The sequence below is a fragment of the Thermopolyspora flexuosa genome (genome assembly GCF_006716785.1).
GTDB lineage: Bacteria > Actinomycetota > Actinomycetes > Streptosporangiales > Streptosporangiaceae > Thermopolyspora > Thermopolyspora flexuosa.
In genome coordinates, this window is sequence record NZ_VFPQ01000001.1 from 2607185 (window position 1) to 2623428 (window position 16244).

At 74.4% G+C, this 16244-nt stretch carries 12 protein-coding genes; 8 read left to right on the top strand and 4 right to left on the bottom strand.

The window, feature by feature from the left end:
* Positions 1–267: 267 nt before the first annotated feature.
* From FHX40_RS10995 to FHX40_RS11010, 4 genes are all read left to right on the top strand, one after another.
* A complete protein-coding gene (locus FHX40_RS10995; RefSeq protein ID WP_142259512.1) occupies positions 268–1200 on the top strand; it encodes an ABC transporter ATP-binding protein in 933 nt (310 codons plus the stop codon).
* Positions 1201–1240: 40 nt separating this feature from the next.
* Positions 1241–2110 (top strand): ABC transporter permease, encoded by an 870-nt coding sequence (locus FHX40_RS11000; RefSeq protein WP_229788162.1) that lies wholly within the window; start codon positions 1241–1243, stop codon positions 2108–2110.
* A 10-nt stretch (positions 2111–2120) separates the two neighbouring features.
* Positions 2121–2921, top strand: a complete 801-nt coding sequence (locus FHX40_RS11005; RefSeq protein ID WP_229788163.1) for an ABC transporter permease — start codon at positions 2121–2123, stop codon at positions 2919–2921.
* Positions 2922–3104: 183 nt separating this feature from the next.
* Positions 3105–4352, top strand: coding sequence for an FAD-dependent oxidoreductase (locus FHX40_RS11010; protein WP_142259514.1), 1248 nt, complete (start codon positions 3105–3107; stop codon positions 4350–4352).
* 73 nt (positions 4353–4425) lie between these two features.
* On the opposite strand, the gene FHX40_RS11015 is transcribed toward FHX40_RS11010, so the two are convergent.
* From FHX40_RS11015 to FHX40_RS11025, 3 genes are all read right to left on the bottom strand, one after another.
* The gene (locus FHX40_RS11015) at positions 4426–4998 is read right to left on the bottom strand and encodes a GNAT family N-acetyltransferase (protein WP_142259515.1); all 573 of its coding nucleotides are present in this window, start codon (positions 4996–4998) and stop codon (positions 4426–4428) included.
* A 479-nt stretch (positions 4999–5477) separates the two neighbouring features.
* Positions 5478–6503: an aminotransferase class V-fold PLP-dependent enzyme gene (locus FHX40_RS11020; protein WP_142259516.1), complete on the bottom strand. Its 1026-nt coding sequence runs from the start codon at positions 6501–6503 to the stop codon at positions 5478–5480.
* 238 nt (positions 6504–6741) lie between these two features.
* Positions 6742–7962, bottom strand: coding sequence for an MFS transporter (locus tag FHX40_RS11025; protein WP_142259517.1), 1221 nt, complete (start codon positions 7960–7962; stop codon positions 6742–6744).
* Between the two features lie 301 nt (positions 7963–8263).
* On the opposite strand from FHX40_RS11025, the gene FHX40_RS11030 reads away from it, so the two are divergent.
* Both FHX40_RS11030 and FHX40_RS11035 read left to right on the top strand, forming a co-directional pair.
* Complete coding sequence (locus FHX40_RS11030; protein ID WP_244941591.1) at positions 8264–9268, top strand: radical SAM protein; 1005 nt, start codon at positions 8264–8266, stop codon at positions 9266–9268.
* A 123-nt stretch (positions 9269–9391) separates the two neighbouring features.
* A complete protein-coding gene (locus FHX40_RS11035; protein WP_142259518.1) occupies positions 9392–10258 on the top strand; it encodes an alpha/beta fold hydrolase in 867 nt (288 codons plus the stop codon).
* An 88-nt stretch (positions 10259–10346) separates the two neighbouring features.
* Here the strand turns inward: FHX40_RS11035 and FHX40_RS11040 are convergent, their stop codons facing one another.
* The gene (locus tag FHX40_RS11040) at positions 10347–11516 is read right to left on the bottom strand and encodes a L,D-transpeptidase (RefSeq protein ID WP_142259519.1); all 1170 of its coding nucleotides are present in this window, start codon (positions 11514–11516) and stop codon (positions 10347–10349) included.
* A 267-nt stretch (positions 11517–11783) separates the two neighbouring features.
* Between FHX40_RS11040 and recD2 the strand changes: the two genes are divergently transcribed.
* On the top strand, positions 11784–14054 hold the full coding sequence (gene recD2 / locus FHX40_RS11045) for an SF1B family DNA helicase RecD2 (RefSeq protein WP_229788165.1): 2271 nt from the start codon (positions 11784–11786) through the stop codon (positions 14052–14054).
* Between the two features lie 260 nt (positions 14055–14314).
* On the top strand, positions 14315–15880 hold the full coding sequence (locus FHX40_RS11050) for a hypothetical protein (RefSeq protein WP_142259521.1): 1566 nt from the start codon (positions 14315–14317) through the stop codon (positions 15878–15880).
* The last annotated feature ends 364 nt before the right edge of the window (positions 15881–16244 follow it).

Genomic DNA, 16244 nt, shown 5'->3' on the forward strand with positions numbered 1-16244 from the left:
GCCCGCCGACGACTTACCCTGTCGCGCCACCATCCAGGCGTCCGCAGCGCCGCCCCGGCCAAACGTCGACACCCAGCCGCGCCGACCGCGGCGCATCGCCGCGCGCCGCGGCGAGGCCGCCCCGAGGGCGAGCATGCCGTCGTGACGCGGCCGGGAAGAAGCCCGGCCGGGCCGTACCGGCCGCTCTCGGCCGTACGTGGCGAAAAGCGTTCCACGTGCTCAAAAACCCTTTGCGAAAGTGTCGCAGCCGTGGGTTATGGTCGCGGGGTGGTTGGTGAGCAGCCGTTGATCTATGCCGAAGGGCTGGTCAAGAGGTTCGGGGACTTCGTCGCGGTCGACGGCATCGACTTCCAGGTTCGGGCCGGTGAGGCGTTCGGGTTCCTCGGGCCGAACGGCGCCGGGAAATCCTCGACGATGCGGATGATCGGCTGCGTGTCGCCCCCGTCGGGCGGGGTGCTGCGCATCCTCGGCATGGACCCGGTACGGCAGGGCGCGCAGATCCGGGCCCGCCTCGGGGTGTGCCCGCAGCTCGACACCCTCGACCAGGATCTGACGGTACGCGAGAACCTGATCACCTACGCCCGCTACTTCGGGATCCCCCGGCGGGAGGCCCGGCGGCGGGCGGACGCGCTGCTGGAGTTCGTGCAGCTCGCCGACCGGGCGGGCGGCAAGGTGGAGCCGCTGTCGGGCGGCATGAAGCGCCGCCTCACCATCGCCCGGGCGCTGGTGAACGAGCCGGACATCGTGCTGCTGGACGAGCCGACCACGGGGCTCGACCCGCAGGCCCGGCACCTGGTGTGGGAGCGGCTGTTCCAGCTCAAACGCCAGGGCACGACGCTGGTGCTGACCACCCACTACATGGACGAGGCCGAGCAGCTGTGCGACCGGCTGGTGGTGATGGACGGCGGGCGGATCGTGGCCGAGGGCTCCCCCAGGACGCTGATCGAGACGTACTGCCCGGCCGAGGTGCTGGAGCTGCGGTTCGCCGACGGCACCCCGGACGAGTACGCCGACAAGCTCGCAGGCGTGGGCGAACGGCTCGACCCGCTGCCGGACCGGCTGCTGGTGTACACCGGCGACGGGGACGCGGCGCTGGCCGAGGTGCAGCGCCGCGGCCTGATCCCGTCGGCGACGCTGGTGCGGCGGGCGACGCTGGAGGACGTGTTCCTGCACCTGACCGGCCGGACCCTGGTGGAGTGACGTGGGCGCGCGGCCGAGGGGCGACGAAGGGATGTCACGGGTGCGGCGCGAAGGAGCACAGGCCGGCGACCGCTCCCCCGCCGCCGAGCCGTACGGCGGGGCGGTGACGGCGGTGGCCGCACGGCCGCCGGTGCGGGGCGCGGCCATCGGACTGCTCGGCCAGACGCTGGCCGTGCTGGAGCGGCAGCTTGCGCTGTACCGGCGGGTGTGGCGCGGCTCGGCGTTCTCGTCGCTGATCCTGCCGGTGCTGTTCCTGCTGAGCATGGGGATCGGCGTCGGCGGGTATGTCGGCGAGCTCGAGGGCGTGCCGTACCTGCAGTGGATCGTGCCGGGGCTGCTGTCGATGAGCGCGTTCGAGATCGCGCTGGTGGAGTCGACCTACCCGGTGATGAGCGACTTCAAGTGGACGCGGGCCTATCACGCGATCGCGGTGACGCCGGTGGGGGTGGCCGGGATCCTGCAGGGCTGGCTGCTGTACCTGATCCTGCGGGTGGTCTTCGCCGTGGCGGTGTTCCTGGTGGTCGCGGCGGCCTTCGGCGGGCTGGTCTCGGCGTGGGCGGTGGTCACGCCGCTGGTGTGCCTGGTGCTCACGGTCGCGGTGGCCTCGCCGGTGACGGCGCTGGCGGCCGCGGTGGACAACGACTCCTACTTCGCGCTGCTGTTCCGGTTCGCGATGGTGCCGTCGTCGCTGTTCGCCGGGGTGTTCTTCCCGGTGGAGCGGCTTCCGGCGGCGGCGCAGGCCGCGGCCCGGGCGACGCCGCTGTGGCACGCGGTGGAGCTGAACCGGGCGGCGACGCTGGGGATCCCGCCGGCGTGGCCGGTGGCGGCGCACCTGGCCTACCTGGCGGTGTGGGGCGTGGCTGGCTGCCTGCTGGCGGCGGTGGTCTTCCGCAGGCGGTTGTACGGGTGAGGGGTGTGTGGTGATCGCGCTGCTGGCGGCGCGGCGGTCGGCCGGTCGGGTGGGTGCGGTGGTGGGCCGCAACATCGGGGCGATGCGCTCGGGCCCCTCGTACCTGCTGGTCCTGCTGTCCGGGCTGGTGGAGCCGCTGCTGTACCTGCTGTCGATCGGTGTGGGCGTGGGTGCGCTGATCGGCACGATGGAGCTGGACGACGGGTCGCGGGTGCCGTACGCGGTGTTCGTGGCGCCGGCGATGCTTGCGGTGTCGGCGATGTCGGGCGCGCTGGCGGAAACCGCCTTCAATTTCTTCCACAAGATGAAGTACGCGCGGATCTACGACGCGGTGCTGGCGACGCCGGTGGGGCCGTTCGAGCTGGTGCTGGGCGAGCTGACCTGGGCGATGATCCGCGGCGCGCTGTACGCGGGGATCTTCCTGGCCGTGATGGTGGCGATGGGGCTGGTGCCCGCGGTCGGCGCGGTGGCGGCGTTCCCGGCGGCGCTGCTGGTGGGGCTGGCGTTCGGCGGGTTCGGCGCGGCGGTCGCGACGTTCATGCGCGGCTGGGAGGACTTCGACCTGGTCACCACGGGGCAGTTCGCGCTGTTTCTGTTCTCCGGCACGTTCGTCCCGGTGCGGGACTATCCGGCGGTGCTGGAGGTGGTGGTGACGCTCACGCCGCTGTATCACGCGGTGGAGCTGCTGCGCGGGCTCGCGCTGTGGCGGCTGGAGTGGGACCTGCTGGTGTCGGGGGCGTACCTGCTGGTGATGGTGCTGGGCGGGCTGTGGGTCGCGTCCCGGCGGCTGGGCCGGTACATGTGCCCGTGACCGCCCCGGCCCGTGCCGAGCCGGGAGGCCCGCGCCGGCGCCGCCCGGCCTTGTCGGTGGCCGGTGCCGATCGGCCGAGCCCTGTGGAGGGCTCTTCTCCCCCGGGTGTGGCCGGTCCGGGCCATGAGGGTGTACGGCGCCGCCGACCGGTCATGAAGTCCTATTGGGGCCGGAGGAGGCGCGATGCGGAGCCAGGCCACGACGTGCGCGATCGTCGGCGGCGGCCCGGCCGGGATGGTGCTGGGGCTGCTGCTCGCCCGCCAGGGTGTGCGGGTGACCGTACTGGAGAAGCACGCCGACTTCCTGCGCGACTTCCGCGGTGACACCGTGCACCCCAGCACGCTGGAGCTGCTCGACGAGCTCGGTCTCGGGGAGCGGTTCGCCGCCCTCCCCCACACCCGGGTGGAGCGGCTGGCGTTTCCGCTGCCGGGCGGTGGCGAGGTGACCGCGGTCGACTTCCGGCGGCTGCGGACGCCGTACCGGTATGTGGCGATGGTGCCGCAGTGGGACCTGCTCAGCCTGCTCGCCGAGGCGGCCGGACAGGAGCCGTGCTTCACGCTGCGGATGAGCACCGAGGTGACCGGGCTGCTTTGGGAGAACGGCCGGGTGGCGGGGGTGCGGTACCGGGACCGTGACGGGCCGGGCGAGCTGCGGGCCGACCTGACCGTGGCCTGCGACGGCCGCTGGTCGCTGGTGCGCCGCGAGGCAGGGCTGCGGCCGAGGGAGTTCCCGGTGCCGCTGGATGTGTGGTGGTTCCGGCTGCCGCCGCTGCCGGGGGTGAGCGGCGCGCTGGTGCCGCGGGTGCGGGACGGTGCGGTGTTCGGGCTGATCCCGCGCGAGGGGTACGTGCAGGTCGCCCGCCTCATTCCCAAGGGTGCCGACGCCCGGCTGCGGGCCCGTGGCCTGGATGCCTTCCGCCGGGATCTGGCCGCGGCGGTCCCGGAGGCGGCGGGCGTCGCCGGCACGATCCGCGGCTGGGACGAGGTGCGCGTGCTGGACGTGCGGCTCAACCGGCTGCGCCGCTGGCATCTGCCCGGGCTGCTGTGCATCGGGGATGCGGCCCACGCCATGTCCCCCGCGGGCGGGGTGGGCATCAACCTGGCCGTGCAGGACGCGGTCGCGGCGGCGCGGCTGCTGGCCGGTCCGCTGCTGCGCGGCCGGGTCACCGAGCGGGATCTCGCGGCGGTACGGCGCAGGCGGCTGCTGCCGACCGTGGTCACCCAGATGGTGCAGCGGGTGTTGCATCGGCTGGTGTTCCGGCCGCTGCTGGCCGGTCGGCTTCCTCGCGTGGCGCCGGTGGCGGCTCCGCTGCTCCGGCTGGTGCCGGGGCTTTCGGTGGTGCCGGCCCGGATGATCGGGGTGGGTGTCCGCCCCGAGCGCGCCCCGGCCGCGGCCCGCCGCCCTCCGGCCGGAACGCGGCCCGGCGGTTGAGCGGACCGTGCGGCCGTGCCGGGGCGGAACACCCGCACGCCGGGGCGAGGACGAGGACGCGGATCGGCGGTGCTCAGGCTCCCGGCTCGCGCTGCCGCAGCCACTCGCGGCGCAGGATGGCGTAGACGTACTCGTCGGTCCACTCGCCCTTGACGAACTCGTTCTCGACGAAGTGGGCCTCGCGGCGCATGCCCAGGCGTTCCATGACGCGGGCGGAGCGGATGTTGCGGGCGTCGCAGCGGCCGGTGACGCGGTGCAGGCCGAGCTCCTCGAAGCCGAGGCGGAGCAGTTCCCGGGCGGCCTCGGTGGCCAGGCCGCGGCCGTGGTAGGCGGGGTTGAACACGAACCCGATCTCGCCGTGGCGGTGGGTGCGGCTGTGCCAGAAGAGGGTGAGGTCGCCGACGAGGACGCCGCTGTCGGCGAGCTCGGCGGCGAGGCTGAGCGCCTGCCCTTCGTCGTAGAGGGCGGAGCGGAGGATCTTGTCCTCCAGGGCCTGGCGGGTCTGGTCGAGGTCGCGTGCCTCCCAGTACAGGTACCGGGCGACCTCGGGCAGGGAGTGGAAGGCGTGCAGGTCGTACAGGTCCCCGAGGTTGAACGGCCGGATGATCAGGCGCTCGGTACGTAGCGGATAGTCGGGTTTGAGCACCCGTACAGCCTAGACAAAGGCCTGCGCGGACGGCCTTTTCGAGAGCCGCCCGGGCGGGTGGCCGGGTTGACGGCGGCGGCATGGAGGCACCGGAACAGCCGGGGTGTGCGTCGTGAGTCCACGCATCACGCACCTGCTCTGACACCGCCGACGCGGCGTGGCCGGCGGCCCGCCGTGGCCGGCGTGGTGGCGCCGTACGTCATCTGCGCCGCCGCATGCCCGCATCGAGGTGCCGCGCGTCGGCGTGCCGTCCGGCGTCAACGTTGCCGCGCTCCCCCGCTCCTTGGTGACGTCGCCCCCGCATGCGGTCCGGCTTTCCGGCCGCCGGTCCCGCCCTCCGCCTAGCGGGTGCCCGGTGACCACCCGCTTCCGCGCGGGTACGGCGCGGCCGCGGCGCGGGGCGGCGGATGGCGCGCCCCGGGCCGGGGCCCGGGGCGCGCACCGAGGGTCACGGTCCTGCCCGGCGGGCGCCGGTCGTTTCAGGTGAGGGCGGTGATGGCCCGTTCCAGGTCGGCCTCGCCGGTGTAGAGGTGGAACGACAGCCGGGTCCTGCCGCCGCGGGCGGCGGCGCGCACCCCGGCCGCGGCGAGCCTGCGCTCGGCGTCGGGCACCTCGATGGAGACGATGGCGCTGCCGCGGGGCGGCAGGCCGAGGGCGGCCAGGAAGCGGTCGGCGAGGGCGACGTTGTGCCGGTGAATCCGCTCGATACCGATCTCGTTGAGCAGTTCGAGGGCGGGGGCGGCGGCGAGGTAGCTGAAGAACGCCGGGGAGACGTCGAAGGCGCGGGCGTCCTCGGCCAGGCGCATGGGCAGGCCGTAGTAGGAGGCGGCGCGGTCGGCGCCCGCGTACCAGCTCGCGCAGTACGGGCGCAACCGGTCCCGGACGTGCGGGGCGAGGTAGGCGAAGGCGGTGCCGCGTGGGCAGGTGAGCCATTTGTAGGCGGCGCAGACGAGCACGTCGAAGCGGGTGGCGTCGACGGGCAGCCAGCCGCAGGCCTGGGTGGCGTCGGCGAGGATGAGCGCGTCGTGGTCGCGGGCGGCGGTGACGATGTCGTCGACGGCCGCGATGTGGCCGTTGGCGGATTGCACGACGCTGAAGGCGACCACGTCGGTGTGCGGGCCGATCGCGTCGGCGAGCCGGTCGAGCGGGACGGTCGCCACCTTGGCGTCGGCGACCACCCACGGGAACAGGTTGGAGGTGAACTCGCCCTCGGGGACGAGGACGCGGCTGCCGGGCGGGAGCGAGGCGGCCACGATCGAGACGAGCTGGGATGCCGCGGCTCCGATGGCGATGTCGCCGGGGTCGGCGCCCACGAGCCGGGCGAAGGCGGCGCGGGCGCGTGGGGTCGCCACGTCCCATGCCTCCCATCCGGCCGGGCCGTGCCGCCACTCGTCGATCGCCGTCCGCAGGGCGTCGGCGGCGGGCTTGGGGGCCAGGCCGTGGGTCGCGGTGTTGAGGTAGCCCGGGTCGGGCTCCCAGTACTGGAGTGCTTCGGCCAGTTCCATGACGTCAGCCTAGCCACCGCGATCTTGTGCTTTCACACCTTCCGCCCCCGAGGTGTGGGGTGTGGGGTCGCTGTCCCGTTCGCACGAAGCCCGCACGCCGCACGGCCGTCGGTGCCGGCCCCGGGCCGGCGCGCGCCGCGGGTGGCCCGAGCGGCGGTGGTGAGCGTTCCCGCCGGTGCGGCCCGGGCTCGCGGCAGGCCGGTCGGCCCGGGGCGGGTGGCCGCGCGGGGTCTGGGGTTCAGCCGTGGACGCGGTCGGCCAGCGCCCGGGCGAGGGCGGCGGTGACGATCCCGGCCGCGACGACCGACAGCAGGCCGACGCGCAGGCCGACGAGATCGGCGACGACCCCGACCAGCAGCGGGGAGACCAGGAAGCCGCCGCGCAGCAGCCAGCTGACCACGGTGAGGCCGGTGCCCGGCGGCAGGCCGGGGAGCTCGTCGGCGGTGTGCATGGCGGCGGGGACGAGGACGGCGACGCCGAGCCCGGCGAGGGTGAATCCGGCGAGGGTGGCGGGGGTGGACGGCAGGGCGAGGGCGGCGCCCATGCCGGCGGCGGTGAGGACGCCCCCGGCGCGGGTGACGGTGCGCTGGCCGAAGCGGTCGACGACGCGGTCGCCGGTGAGGCGGCCCGCGGTCATGGCGGTCTGGAAGGCGACCACGGCGAGCCCGGCGGTGGCGGCGTCGGCGCCGAGGCCGCTGAGGTAGAGGGCGCCCCAGGAGGCGCCGGCGTCCTCCACGAGTGCCCCGCAGGCGGCGAGCACGCCGAGCGCGGCGAGCGCCCGCGCCGCGGCCCGGGTCACGCGGCGGCGCCCGCGATCGCGGGTGGGTGCGCCGCGGTCGCGGTCCTGGCCGGAGGGGCGTTCGGCGTCGTCGGGGCCGGGCAGCAGAAAGCGGTGGGCGGCCAGGGCGACGAGGCTGATCAGGGCGGCGGAGACGCCCAGGTGGACGGTGAGGGGCAGGCCGAGCCCGGCGGCGGCCGAGCCCATGAGGCCGCCCAGGACCGCGCCGATGCTCCACACCCCGTGCAGCGAGTTGACGATGGAGCGCCCGTACAGCCGCTGGACGCGCAGGCCGTGGGCGTTCTGGGCGACGTCGACGACCGCGTCCAGGGCGCCGACGGCGAAGAGCGCGGCGCCGAAGACGGCCCAGTTCGGGGCGAACGGGATGGCGAGCGTGGCCGCGGCGGTGGCGACGATGCCGAAGGCCGCCACGCGTGCCGAGCCCAGGCGGCGGATGGCGAGCCCGGCGAGCAGCCCGGCGAGCAGGGCGCCGGCCGGGTGCGCGGCCAGGGCGGTGCCGAAGACGGCGTTGCCCACGCCGAGGTCGTCTTTGATCTGGGGGTAGCGCGGGACGACGTTGAAGAACACCGCGCCGTTGGTGAGGAACAGCGCGGCGACGGCGGCGCGGGCCAGGCGCAGCCGCCGGGTGGGGGTGGCGGGTGGTGCGGAGGCGGTGGGCATCGTGTGTTCCGGTTGGCTCGGTGCGGGGATGCGGCGGCGGGCCGCAGACGACTGGGTCGGCGGCGTGGCGTGCAGGGGTGTGGCCGCCTGCGAGCCCGTGCCGGTGCAGGCCGGTCACGGCGGGCCCGTCTCCCGCGGGGGTGTGGCCGGCTCCGGTGCGGTGCCGCAGGCTCGCGGCACGTGGCGAGGGTATCCGGCGCCCGGGTGGGTGGCCAGGTTTTGTTGCGCCGGGCCACGGCTTTGTCGCGCCGGGCAACGGCGGCTTTCGCATCGCCTTGGGGTGGCTTGGCAGCCGGGTCGAATGCGTGTTCTACTGAAGCGCATGCGGTGGGAGGCGACTTCGCTTGTGGACGCCGGTCCCGCCCGGCCGCGGATCGAGCGCCGTGCGGTACGGCGGTCGCATGGCGCCACCGTCTTCTACGAGGTTCAGGCCCGGTCGGTGATCGAGGCGGTGCCGCGGGCCACCGGGCTGCCCTACCGCTGGTCGGTGAACCCGTACCGGGGGTGTGCGGCGGCGTGCCGGTACTGCCCGGGGCGGGGGTCGCATCGCCGTCTGGGGCTGGACGCGGGCCCGGGGTACGGCGAGGCGATCGTGGTGCGGGTGAACGCGGCGCGGCGGCTGCGGGCGGAGCTGGCCCGGCCGTCGTGGCCGGGTGATCCGGTGGCGGTGGGGGTCGCCGGGGACTGCTACCAGGGCGCCGAGGAGATCTACCGGCTGATGCCGCGGGTGGTGGCGGCGCTGCGGGACGCCGGTACCCCGTTCACGGTGGTGACCAAGAGCCCGCTGGTGCTGCGGGATGTGGAGGTGCTGGCCGACGCGGCCCGGTATGTGCCGGTGCGGGTGATGGTGTCGGTGGGGTTCGTCGACGACCGGCTGCGGCGCATGGTGGAGCCGGGCGCGGTCTCCCCGCAGAAGCGGCTGGAGGTGTGCGCGGCGCTGAACGAGGCGGGGGTGCCGTGCGGGGTGCTGTTGGCGCCGGTGCTGCCGTGCCTGACCGACTCGTTCGACCAGCTGCAGGCGGCGGTGCGGCGCGCGGCCGAGGCCGGGGCGGTGGAGGTGACGCCGGTGGTGCTGACGCTGCCGCCCGGGGCGCGGGAGTGGTATCTGGCGTGGCTGGCGGAGGAGCATCCGGGCCTGGTGCGCCGGTACGGCGAGCTGTACGCGGCGGGCCCGGCGGCCGCGGCGGGGTATCGGGAGCGGATCGTTGCGGAGGTCGGGCGGCTGGCCGAGGTGTACGGGGTGGGGCGTTCGGCGCGGCGGTGGCGGCGGCGCCGCTCCCCCGCCCGCCAGCTCGCCCTGCTGTGACCCCGCCCGGTACGCCCGGCCGCGCCGCGAGGCCGTACCGGGATTTCCGTGGGCGGGCGGCGATGAGTTTCACCGCTTTTTTGGGTCTGTAGGGGCAGAGGTCGTGCGACGAAGGAGCGAGCGATGACCGAGCCGAAGACCCACACCCTCGAGGTGCCGGGGGCCGTGTTGCAGTACGACGTGCGTGAGGGCGCGGGGGACGGGGAGCCGCCGCTGCTGATGATCGGGTCGCCGATGGACGCGACCGGGTTCGTCAGCCTGGCGGCCCGGTTCCCCGAGCGCACGGTGGTGACCTACGACCCGCGCGGGACGGGCCGCAGTGCGCGGACCGACGCCACGGTGCCGTCGCCGCCGATCCACGCCGACGACCTGAGCCGGGTGATCGCGGCGGTGGGCGGCGGGCCGGTGGACGTGTTCGCCTCCAGCGGCGGGGCGGTGAACGCGCTGGCGCTGGCCGCCCACCACCCGGGGGCGGTGCGCACGGTGGTGGCGCACGAGCCGCCGCTGCTCACGCTGCTGCCCGACCGCGAGCGGGCGCTGGCCGCGGTCGGGCACATCCGCCGCGTCTACGAGCGGGACGGGCTGGGCGCGGGCATGGCGTGCTTCATCGCGCTCACCTCGATCCAGGGGGAGATCCCGGCGGACTTCGCCGAGCTGCCGATGCCGGATCCGGCCGCATTCGGGTTCCCGCCGGGGGACGACGGCTCGCGCGACGACCCGCTGCTCGGCCAGAACCTGATCACCTGCACCCACTACGAGCCGGATTTCGAGGCGCTGCGGGCGGCGCCGGCGCGGGTGGTGTTCGGGGTGGGGGTGGAGTCGGCCGGTCAGCTCACCTACCGGGCGGCGGTGGCGGCCGCCGAGCGGCTGGGCGCCGAGCCGGTGGAGTTCCCGGGCGGGCACGCGGGGTTCCTCGGCGGCGAGTACGGCGTGCAGGGGGATCCGGACGGGTTCGCCGCGGTGCTGCGCCGGGTGCTGGGGCAGGGCTGAGAAAGGGTCCGCGCCGGGGCTCGCGCCGCCGTCGAGGGGGTGGTGGCGCGGGCCCCGGCGCGGTGCCGTACCGCTCAGGTCCCTTGGGTCAGGTGGCCAGGGCGCTGCCCTTCTTCCACTCCTTGAAGGACAGCTGCCAGAACCCCCAGCCGTTGTTCCACTCCAGCGGCCGGTCGGTGCCCACGATCTTGACGACGTCGCCGCGGTGGAAGTTGTCGTAGAACCACTTGGCGTCGCGCGGGTGGGCGTTGATGCAGCCGTGGCTGACGTTGGCGCGGCCCTGGGCGTGGATCGACCAGGGGGCGGCGTGCACGTACTCGCCGCTGCTGGAGATGCGTACCGCGTGGTTGACGACCTCGCGGTAGTAGCCGGGGTCGCCCGGCTTGCGGCCCGGCGAGATCATCACGACCGGGTTGCCGCGCTCCATGGTGAGGTGGATGCCGCTGGTCGTGGTGTACTCGCGGGTGGTGGCCTTGCCCGCGCTGATCGGCATGGTCCGCATCACCTTGCCGTCCTTGCGGACGACCATGGTGTGGGTCTTGACGTTGACCGTGCTGATCCAGGCGGCGCCGATGCGCAGGGTGTGGCTGACGTTCCTCACCCCCCAGGTGCCGGGTCCGGAGCGTACCCCGGCGATGCGGGCGGTGAAGCGCACCTTCTGGTGGGCGGGCCAGAAGCGGGCGGTGCGGTAGATCACCTGCCGGTCGCTGACCCACCGCCAGGCGCCGGGGACGGGTTTTTCGGCCTCGACCTCCAGGGCGCGTTCGACGGCGGCCTTGTCCTCGACCGGCCGGTTGAAGGTGACGATGATCGGCGCGCCGACGCCGAGGATCTCCCCCTTGATCGCGGGGGTGACGTCGATGACGGCGAGCTCGTTCTGGGGCTTGAGCGTGGTGAACCTGCTGGTGAGCTGGGTGGGGCCGCCGTCCCCGGTGGCCTGGGCCTCCACCGTGTAGGTGGTGCCGGGGCGGAGGCGTTCGGTGGAGCGCCAGCGGGTTCCGGATGCGTCGAGGCGGCCGTTGACGACCTTGCCGCCGGCGCGGACGACGACCTTCTCGAGCCGTCCGCCGGAGGCGGCCACGACGACCCGCTTGTCGGGGCGTACCCGCTTGGCGCCCTCGGCCGGGGCGACGGAGATGGTGGGGGGTGCCGGCTTTTCCTGCTTGTGTCCCTGGAAGCCGCTGGCCACGGGCTCGCCGCCGCCGGAGCAGGAGCCCAGCAGCAGGGCGGCTGCGGCGGCTAGGGCCGCGATCGGCATCCTTCGGCGTTTGGCAACGGACGGCACTGCACTCTCCCGACCAAGGTCAACACCACGTTCAAAACCCTAATAGGGGTAACAACGGAGCATTGGAACGTTCAGCCCGCGGTGAGATTACGGTTTCGTCGCTATTTATCGGCCCTCACCGCAGAAACCCGACACACCCGACCCGTCACCGGGGTCGGCCGGGGCGTCACCGAAGGTCACCAGGGGGGTGATGCGGCCGCGAAGGGCGGCCGGGGCGGGGTTTGCGGCAGAATGCGGCTCGTGGGTGAGCGCACCGAGACCGGCGGCCCGGCGGCCCGGCCGCCCGGGGTGGTCCTGCAGGCCGTGCTGGAACGCATCACCTACGTCAACGAGGAGACCGGCTACACGATCGCGCGCGTGGCCACCGAGCGCGGCGGCGACGAGCTGACCACCGTGGTCGGGCCGCTGCTGGGGGCGCAGGTCGGCGAGAGCCTGCGGCTGACCGGCCGGTGGACCTCGCACCCCCGCTACGGCCGCCAGTTCGAGGTGTGGTCGTACACCACGGTGCTGCCGGCCACCATCCAGGGCATCCAGCGCTACCTCGGCTCGGGCCTGATCAAGGGGATCGGGCCGAAGATGGCCGAGCGGATCGTCGCCCACTTCGGCACCGACACCCTCGAGGTGATCGAGAAGACCCCCGAGCGGCTCATCGAGGTGCCGGGCCTGGGCCCCAAGCGCCAGAGGATGATCGCCGACGCCTGGGAGGAGCAGAAGATCATCAAGGAGGTGATGGTCTTCCTCCAGGGCGTGGGGGTGTCCACCTCGATCGCGGTGCGGATCTTCAAGCAGTACGGCGAGGCGTCGATCTCGGTGGTGCGCAACCAGCCCTACCGGCTCGCCGAGGACGTGTGGGGCATCGGGTTCAAGACCGCCGACACCATCGCCCAGGCCGTCGGGATCCCGCACGACAGCCCCGACCGGGTCAAGGCGGGGCTGCGGTACACGCTGTCGCAGGCCGCCGACGACGGCCACTGCTTCCTTCCCGCCCCCAACCTGATCGCCGACGCGGTCAAGATCCTTCAGGTGCCGGCGGACCTGGTGGCCGCCTGCCTGCGGGAGATGGCCGAGCAGCAGGAGCCGCAGGCGCCGGGGTCGAACGGCAGCGGCGTGGTGTGCGAGGACATCCCCGCCCCCGCCGGCGGGGAGGGCCGCATCCCCGCGGTGTACCTGACCCCGTTCCACCGGGCCGAGGTGTCGCTCGCCGCCTCACTGCGCGCGCTGATGACCACCTTCCGCGACCGGCTGGCCGCGTTCGCCGGCGTCGACTGGGACGCGGCGCTGTCGTGGGTGGCCGGCCGTACCGGGGCGCGCCTGGCGCCCGAGCAGGCCGAGGCGGTCAGGCTCGCGCTCACCGGCAAGGTGGCGGTGCTCACCGGCGGCCCGGGCTGCGGCAAGAGCTTCACCGTCAAGTCGATCGTCACCCTCGCCCGGGCCAAGAAGGCCAAGGTGATCCTCGCCGCCCCCACCGGCCGGGCGGCCAAGCGCCTTTCCGAGCTGACCGGGCACGAGGCCACCACGGTGCACCGGCTGCTGCAGCTGCGGCCCGGCGGGGACGCCGCCTACGACCGGGACAACCCGCTGGATGCGGACCTGGTGGTGGTCGACGAGGCCTCCATGCTCGACCTGCTGCTCGCCAACAAGCTGGTCAAGGCGATCGCGCCGGGCACCCACCTGCTGTTCGTCGGCGACGTGGACCAGCTTCCGTCGGTCGGCGCCGGGGAGGTGCTGCGCGACCTGCTCGCCTCCCCCGAGATCCCCCGGGTACGGCTGACGCAGATCTTCCGGCAGGCCCAGCAGTCGGGCGTGGTGGTCAACGCCCACCGGGTCAACCAGGGCCTGCACCCCTACACCAAGGGCTACCCGGACTTCTTCCTGTTCCCCTGCGAGGAGCCGGAGCGGATCGCCGAGCTGACCGTGGACGTGGTGGCCAACCGCATCCCGCGCCGCTTCGGCCTGGATCCGCGGCGGGACGTGCAGGTGCTGGTGCCCATGCACCGCGGGGTGGCGGGCGCGGCCGCGCTCAACGCCGCCCTGCAGGAGGCGCTCACCCCCGCCCGCGAGGGGGTGCCCGAGCGCAGGTACGGCGGGCGGGTGTTCCGGGTCGGCGACAAGGTCACCCAGCTGCGCAACAACTACGAGAAGGGCGCCGCCGGGGTGTTCAACGGCACGGTCGGGGTGGTGACCGCGATCAACCCCGAGGAGCACACGCTGACCGTGCTCACCGACGAGGACGAGAGCGTCGACTACTCCTTCGACGAGCTGGACGAGCTCGCCCACGCCTACGCCGTCAGCATCCACCGCTCGCAGGGCAGCGAGTACCCGGCGGTGGTGATCCCGCTCGCCACCAGCGCGTGGATGATGCTGCAGCGCAACCTGCTCTACACGGCGATCACCCGGGCCAAGCGGCTGGTGGTGATCGTCGGGTCGCGGCGGGCGCTGGCGCACGCGGTGCGCACCCGCGGCGCGGGCCGCCGCCACACCGGCCTCACCCACCGCCTGCGCCGCGACTGACCGGCCCGGCCGCCTCACCCACGGCGCCCTCGAGGGCCGGGTGCTGCGCACGGCGATCGGGGGCGTCGCCGGCCGAGCGGCGCGGCGTACCCGGCTTCCGCCGCGGCGCACGTGCCGGTTCCCCTTGTCCGGGACGGGACATGGACCGGGTGGTCCGCGAAACCGGCCCCCGCGCGGACGCGTGTACGGACAGAATCATTGCCGTCACTTTCGGTGGCGGAGGGGGCGGTTGCGCCCTCCGCGGACGAGCGGGAGGTCGGATGTCCCAGAGGGTGGACGTCATCATCGAGCCGGTCCGGTTACCGGGGGTCTCCGCCGAGCGGCTGCGCAAGGCCGCCGCGGCCCACCCGGCGGCCGCCGCGCACTTCTCGGGCACGGGCGGCGAGCCGGACGCGGACCGCCTGAGGGTGGGGCCCGCCGAGCCGCTCGGCCACGACCCCACCGAGGAGGCGCCGTTCCGGGCCGCGGTGTTCGACCCCCAGGCCAACGTGGCGGTCGAGCTGCGCGGCCGCCTTGACGCCCTGGACAACGCCGAGGTGGTGCCGAGCACGCTGCGTCCCCTCCCCTCGGCCGCCGAGCTGCGCGCCGCCGCGGAGATCCTGCGCGCCGACCCCGGGTTCCCCGCCGCCTCCGGCGTGATCGTCTACCGGCCGATGCCGCCGCTGGCCGACCTGGAGCTGCCCGACGGCACCCGAAGGCGCCGCCCGGTGCTGGGCGTCTACAACCCCTCCGGCCGGCCGGTCCACCGGTTCGCCGCCGTCGACATCGCCGCCCGCAAGGTCGCCTGGGACGCCAGAGGGCTCCACGAGCCGAGCGACAACGACTGCGAGGAGCGGCTGCCGCGCGGCGTCGACTCCATCGAGGACCAGGGCGGGCACGCCGCCGTGCGGGTCCGGGTGGTGCGGGCCGGGGGCGAGGAGCTGTGGAACCTGGTGGTGGTACGGCCCCGCGACTCGGCGCCGCAGTGGAACGGCAAGGGGTCGGGCGTGGAGCTGCGCGAGGTGCGCTACCGGGGCCGGCTGGTGCTGCGCCAGGCCCACGTGCCGATCCTCAACGTGCTGTACGACGACGGGGTGTCGTACCGCGACTGGCAGAACGGCGAGACCCTGTTCCGCGCGCACGGCAGCGACCCGGTCGGCAACGGGTGGCGGCTGTGCGACCGGCCGCCGGAGACGATCCTGGAGGCCGGGGACGACGAGGGCGACTTCCAGGGCGTGGCCCTCCACCACGACGGGCGGGAGCTGCGGATCGTGTCCGAGCTGGAGGCCGGCTGGTACCGGTACGTCTCGGACTGGCGGCTCGCCGACAACGGCGTGATCAGGCCCCGGTTCGGTTTCGCGGGCGTGCGCAACCCGCGCACCTGCATGCGGCACCATCACCACGCCTACTGGCGGTTCGACTTCGACATCGGCGGGGCCGCCTCGGATACGGTCGAGCAGCTCGGCGCGGACGGCCGGTGGACCACGATCGTGCGGGAGACCTCCCGCAGGCGGGGTCCGGACGTGCGCGAGTGGCGGGTGCGCGACAAGGTGAGCGGCGCGGGCTACCGGATCGTGCCCGGGGCCCGGGACGGCCGGGCGGACGAGTTCGGGGTGGCCGACGCGTGGTTCCTGCGCCACCACCCGGACGAGCTGGCCGACCGGGTCGACATCGTCGGCGGCGACCCGGCCGAGACCCGCATCCGGATCGACCCGTTCGTCAACGGCGAGAACATCGACGGCGCCAACCTGGTCGTCTGGTACGCGGGCCACTTCCTGCACGACGAGAACAACCCGGCCGCCCACACCGGCGGCCACATCGTCGGGCCCGACCTCATCCCGCTCTGAACCCCGCGGTGACCCGCCCGGCCCGCAGGCCGCGCCCCTGCCGGGCCGGGCGCTGCGCCGTCGCGGTGCGGCCGGCCCGGGGCGGGTGCCGGGTGGCGGGCCGTCCCCCGCCATCCGGCCGCCCGGGTGAGGCGGCACTCCGGCGGTTCCGCGTTCGCGCCGCGGGGCCTCCGTCCGGCCCATGCCGCGGGGCATGTCGTCCGTGTGCGCAGCCGCGGGGCACCGCCGGGGTGCGGCCCGGCCGTACGCCGCCGCAGGCCCACGCTCACCGGGCCACCGCATACGGCGGGCATCGCACCGAGGGCGGCGTGCCGGGGATATCGGGCGGGCTCGCGGCGCGGTATACCGCGTTTCCCGGCGCCCG